4 protein-coding genes are annotated in these 4,840 nt (G+C 62.4%); 3 read left to right on the forward strand and 1 reads right to left on the reverse strand.

Going from position 1 to position 4,840, the window contains the following annotated elements; translation table 11 throughout:
- Nucleotides 1-32: 32 nt before the first annotated feature.
- From AC01FP_RS16035 to AC01FP_RS16045, 3 genes are all read left to right on the forward strand, one after another.
- Nucleotides 33-383, forward strand: a complete 351-nt coding sequence (locus tag AC01FP_RS16035; protein WP_474481672.1) for a phage integrase N-terminal SAM-like domain-containing protein — start codon at nt 33-35, stop codon at nt 381-383.
- 361 nt (nt 384-744) lie between these two features.
- Nucleotides 745-2,892: a peptidase domain-containing ABC transporter gene (locus AC01FP_RS16040; RefSeq protein WP_474481673.1), complete on the forward strand. Its 2,148-nt coding sequence runs from the start codon at nt 745-747 to the stop codon at nt 2,890-2,892.
- Entirely contained in the window at nt 2,889-4,094 is a 1,206-nt protein-coding gene (locus tag AC01FP_RS16045; protein ID WP_474481674.1) for an HlyD family secretion protein, read from the forward strand. The genes AC01FP_RS16040 and AC01FP_RS16045 overlap by 4 nt, the downstream gene beginning before the upstream one ends.
- A gap of 197 nt (nt 4,095-4,291) precedes the next feature.
- Here the strand turns inward: AC01FP_RS16045 and AC01FP_RS16050 are convergent, their stop codons facing one another.
- Complete coding sequence (locus AC01FP_RS16050; RefSeq protein WP_474481675.1) at nt 4,292-4,555, reverse strand: hypothetical protein; 264 nt, start codon at nt 4,553-4,555, stop codon at nt 4,292-4,294.
- Nucleotides 4,556-4,840 lie beyond the last annotated feature (285 nt).

Here is a 4,840-nt window from a genome sequence, read left to right on the forward strand (position 1 = left end):
ACCCCTTGGCGCCGTAAGGCGTTTTTTTGTAGATGACTGCAGGCTTGGAATTCCTCTTTTTTCGAGGTGCCCTCAAGAAGTTGCTTGCCGCTTATGAGCAGGCGCTACGGCTGCAGAGAAAGCGAGATAGAACGATCGAAACTTACTGCCAGTACTTGTGGAAAGCAGCCAAATACTTCAATCGATGCCCAGATGACCTGAGTGCGGACGAACTAAAAAGCTACTTTTCCTGGATGTTGAATCGCTACGCGCCGAACACGGTCAATGTGCAAGTTGCAAGTCTTGTATTTCTTCATCGTTACGTTCTGAACCGAGAAGTGGAGTGGGGGAAAATCATCAAGCAGAAGAGCCCAATGTCACTCCCTGATATCCCCACAAAGTAAGAGGTTCGCTTTTTAATCAACTCCGTCAGGAAAGTGCGCTTTCGCATCTTCTTGCTTGTGGTTTACAGCTTGGGCTTAAGAACCACCGAAGGCCTCAAACTCGAGGTGGCAAGGATCGCTACGTGATTTTACCTGAGCTGACACTACAAGCGCTGCGTCGATTCTGGACAACTCATCTACATCCCAGGTTGTTATTTCCGTAAGCATTCAGGGGTCGCAACAGCACGCGGGGAATTTGTCGCTGCTGGATCCTTGTCGACAGCTTGAATTCGGGTTGGATCACAGGCCGAGACCGCCTGTGATGCACTGGCCAGGCCAGAGTGGGGTTGATCATCAACCAGAGCTCCTCCTACACCTGCCCATGCCTCGTCACGCCTGCGTCATCCAGCATGCCGAGGAGGACTGCGGGGCAGCCTGCGTGGCCACCGTGGCCCTGCAGTTCGGTAAGCGGCTGCCGATGGCACGGGTACGGGAGTTCATGGGCACCGGCTCCACGGGCACCACCTTGCTGGGGCTGCGCCGCGGCGCCGATGCGGTGGGCTTCCATGCCAGGGCGGTGCGAGCCGAAGCCGGGTTGCTGGACCAGTTGGACGCCATATCCCTGCCAGCCATCCTCCACTGGAAGGGCAATCACTGGGTGGTGCTGCATCGGCACCAAGGCCAGCGGTTCCTGATCGCCGATCCGGCCGTGGGCCTGCGCTGGCTGCGGCGGCCCGAGCTGCTGGCGGGCTGGAGCAACGGCGTGATGCTGCTGCTGGAGCCCGACCTCAACCGCCTCAGGGCCCAGGAGGAGGCCCCTCGCGCGCCCTTCCTCCGCTTCCTGCGCCTGGCCCTGCCCTACCGCGGCCTGCTGCTGCAGGCCCTGGCCATCAATGCGGTGATCGGCCTGCTGGCCCTGGGCATGCCGCTGCTGATGCAGCTGCTCACCGATGACGTGCTCGTGCGGCGCGATACCCAGCTGCTCACCACCCTGGGCATCGGCATGTTGCTGCTGTTCCTGTTCCGCAATCTCATCTCCCTGTTGCAGGGCCATCTGGTGGGGCACTTCGCCCAGCGGCTGCAGCTGGGAATGCTCCTGGAGTACGGCCACAAGCTGCTGCGGCTGCCGATGACCTACTTCGACAGCCACCGCAGTGGTGAGGTGGTGAGCCGCATCGGCGATGTGAGTCTGATCAATGGTTTGATCGGTGATGTGGTGCTTGGCCTGCCCAGCCAGCTGTTCATCGCCGCGGTGTCTCTGGCGCTGATGCTGGCCTACAGCCCCGCCCTCACCGCCGCCTCCCTGCTGGCGTTCGTGCTGGTGGTGGGCGCCAATCTGGTTTTTCTGCCGGCCCTGCGCCAGAAAACCCGCCGGTTGATCGTGGAATCAGCCGAGAACCAGGGCTTTCTGGTGGAGGCCTTCCGGGGCGCCCAGGTGCTCAAGACCACCGAAGCCACCCCCCAGGTGTGGGACGAGTATCAGAGCAATTTCGGCACCCTCTCCCACCTGCGCTGGAACACCCTGCAGCTGTCGCTGTTCAGTTCCACCACCACCAGCCTGCTCTCCAGCGTCACCACCCTGGCGCTGCTCTGGTACGGCAGCAGCTTCGTGATCGCCGGAGAGCTCAGCATCGGCCAGTTGCTCGCCTTCAACGGCATGGGCACCAATGTGCTGGGATTCCTGGCTGCCCTGGTGGGTTTCGCCAGCGACTTCATCACGGCCCAGGTGGTGTTCCAGCGTCTGGGTGAGGTGCTCGATGGCAGCGTGGAGGATCACCGGGCGATGGACAAGCCCTGGGTGGCCCTGCCCCTGGGCGGCGAGATCCGCTGCGAGAAGCTCACCTTTCACCATGCCGGCCGGGTGGAGCTGCTGGAGGATTTCAGCCTCACGATTCCAGGCGGGCGGGTCACGGCTCTGATCGGCGAATCGGGCTGTGGCAAGAGCACGCTGGTGAAGCTGCTGGCCGGCCTCTATCCGCCCCAGAAGGGAACGATCCACTACGGCCCCTATGGCCTCAGGGACATCTCGCTGGAATGCCTGCGCCAGCAGGTGGCGCTGATCCCCCAGGAGCCCCAGTTCTTCACCCGCACCATCCTGGAGAACTTCCGCCTCACCTATCCCGATGCCAGTTTCGATCAGGTGGTGGCGGCTTGTGAGGCGGCCCTGGCCGATGAGTTCATCCGCGAGCTGCCCGATGGCTACCAGACCAGGCTGGGGGAATTCGGTGCCAATATCTCCGGGGGCCAGCGCCAGCGTCTTGCCATCGCCCGCGCCCTGGTGGCGCGCCCGCCGGTGCTCATCCTCGATGAATCCACTGCCGCCCTCGATCCAGTGCTGGAGCGCCGACTGCTGGACAATCTGCTGCCCCTGCGCCGGGGCCTCACCACGGTGATGATCAGCCACCGGCCCAGCGTGATCCTGCGTGCCGACTGGGTGGTGTACCTCGAGCACGGGGTGGTGAAAGTGCAGGGCGCCCCCCACGACCTGCGGGAGGTCGACACCCTCACCCCCTACCTGCTGCCGGCATGACGACGCCCGCCTCCCCGAACGGCCCGCCTGCCGGCAGCAGCCGGATCCTGCTCCAGCCTCGCCGGCCGGAGGACGGCCTGGCTGTCCCGCCGCTGGGGTCGGGCCTGGTGCTGCGCGATGCCACAGCCGAGGAATTCCTGCCTTCCGTGCGGCCCTGGGTGCGGGCGGTGGGGCTGCTGATGATGGGCAGCTTCGCGGCGGGGCTTGGGCTGCTGGCGGTGTGGCCTTATCGGGTGGTGGTGCGCGGCCCGGGGCAGATCCGCCCCAGCGGCGAGACGAGCGTGATCCAATCCCCACTGGCGGGCCGGCTGCGCGCGCTGCGCGTGCACAGCAACCAGACGGTGCGGCAGGGCGACATGATCGCTGAACTCGACCCCGCTGATCTGGAGGGCAAGCGCGACGAACTGGCCAACAGACGCTCTGCCCTGGAGCGGCAGCAGCAGGCGCTGGTGAGTGAAAGCGCAGCGGCGGTGGCCGCTGCCAGGCAGGAGGTGGCAAGGGCCACCGCCGCCCTGGATCTGGCGGAAACCGAATACCAGCGCTTTTCCAGGCTGGTGGAGAGCGGCGCCATCGCCCCGCTCCAGCTTGATGAGAAGCGCGCCAATCTGGCGGTGGGGCGCTCCAATCTCATCAAGGCTGAGCAGTCGGTGCAGGAGGTGATGGCCCGCCAGCAGGCGGAGCTGTTTGTGCTGGCCCAGGACTCGGCCACCGGTGCCGGTGAGCGGGCCCAGGTGGAGCGCAACCTGGCGATCACCCAGGTGCGGGCGCCCGTGAGCGGGGTGCTTCATTCCCTCTCCCTGCGCAATCCCCAGCAGGTGGTGGCCGAGGGGCAGGAACTGGCGCGGATCGCCCCGAGTGAGACGGAACTTGTAGCGAAGGTGCTGGTGCGCTCGGAGGATATCGACAACGTGAAGATCGGCCAGGGTGCCGATCTGCGCATCACCGGCTGCCCCTACCCCGACTTCGGCACACTCAGAGGCCAGGTGATGTCCATCTCTCCGGATTCGCGGCCAGCCGTGGCAGATGCAGCTGCTGGTGGAGGCTATGAGGTGACGCTGCGGCCGGAGAGAACCGTGCTGCAATCCGGCAGCCAACAATGCAAGGTGAAGCTCGGCATGGATATCACAGCTGACATCACCACCCGCATCGAGACAGTGCTTTCATTTGTGATGCGTAAGGCCCGGCTGATTTCGGGGCAGTGAGAGGCTGTTCTCTGGCCCAGCAGACACGGCACTCACCAACAGGACAAAATTTAGGCTAATGACAATCGTTAGTCGATGGAGCATATTGATTGAGGTGCAATCAGTATCAGGTTCATCCCACCACCTGAACGGGTACAAGAAAGGGGCCTGCTAAGGCCCCTTTGAGACGATCAGTTTAGACTGACCTTGATTCAGAACTAGATTGTGACCGAAATGAATCCGGGCTTCATTGGATCAGTGAAAGACACGGGAACTTTGCCGAAAGCTGGGCCGATGAAGTCAGCACCATTGGTACCGATCCCAGGATTAGTGCCCTTGGAATTCCCGTTGGCAGGATTGGCAGGGACAACAGCTTTGGTGGCGTTAGGGCCAGTTTGATTAGCGATACCAATGGGAGCAAAGAAGGTGATACCACCAGTAATCATCTGGCTTTCGCTATCGGAAAGAGGAGAAAACAGCATGGGGCGAGAATAGATAAGAAAGCAACTGCCAGCCAAGGCAGTTTATTTACTGTATCAGACCCAGGAATGAAAACATCCTCGTCTCCGAACCTTGGCCGGATCCAGGCAGTCCTGATCGCTTCTGCCGTAACTGTTCAGGGGGGAGAAAGCTCCGGGGCAGTTCCGCTTGACAGACCTCAGAAACCAGCTTGGGTCGCAGGCAGATACTGCCCGAGATGCTTCCACCACCTGCCGGCATTTCTGAGAGTGACTGGGAGGCGACACCGCCAACCGTGAGAGCACTGG

The sequence above is a fragment of the Cyanobium sp. NIVA-CYA 375 genome, from assembly GCF_056108345.1.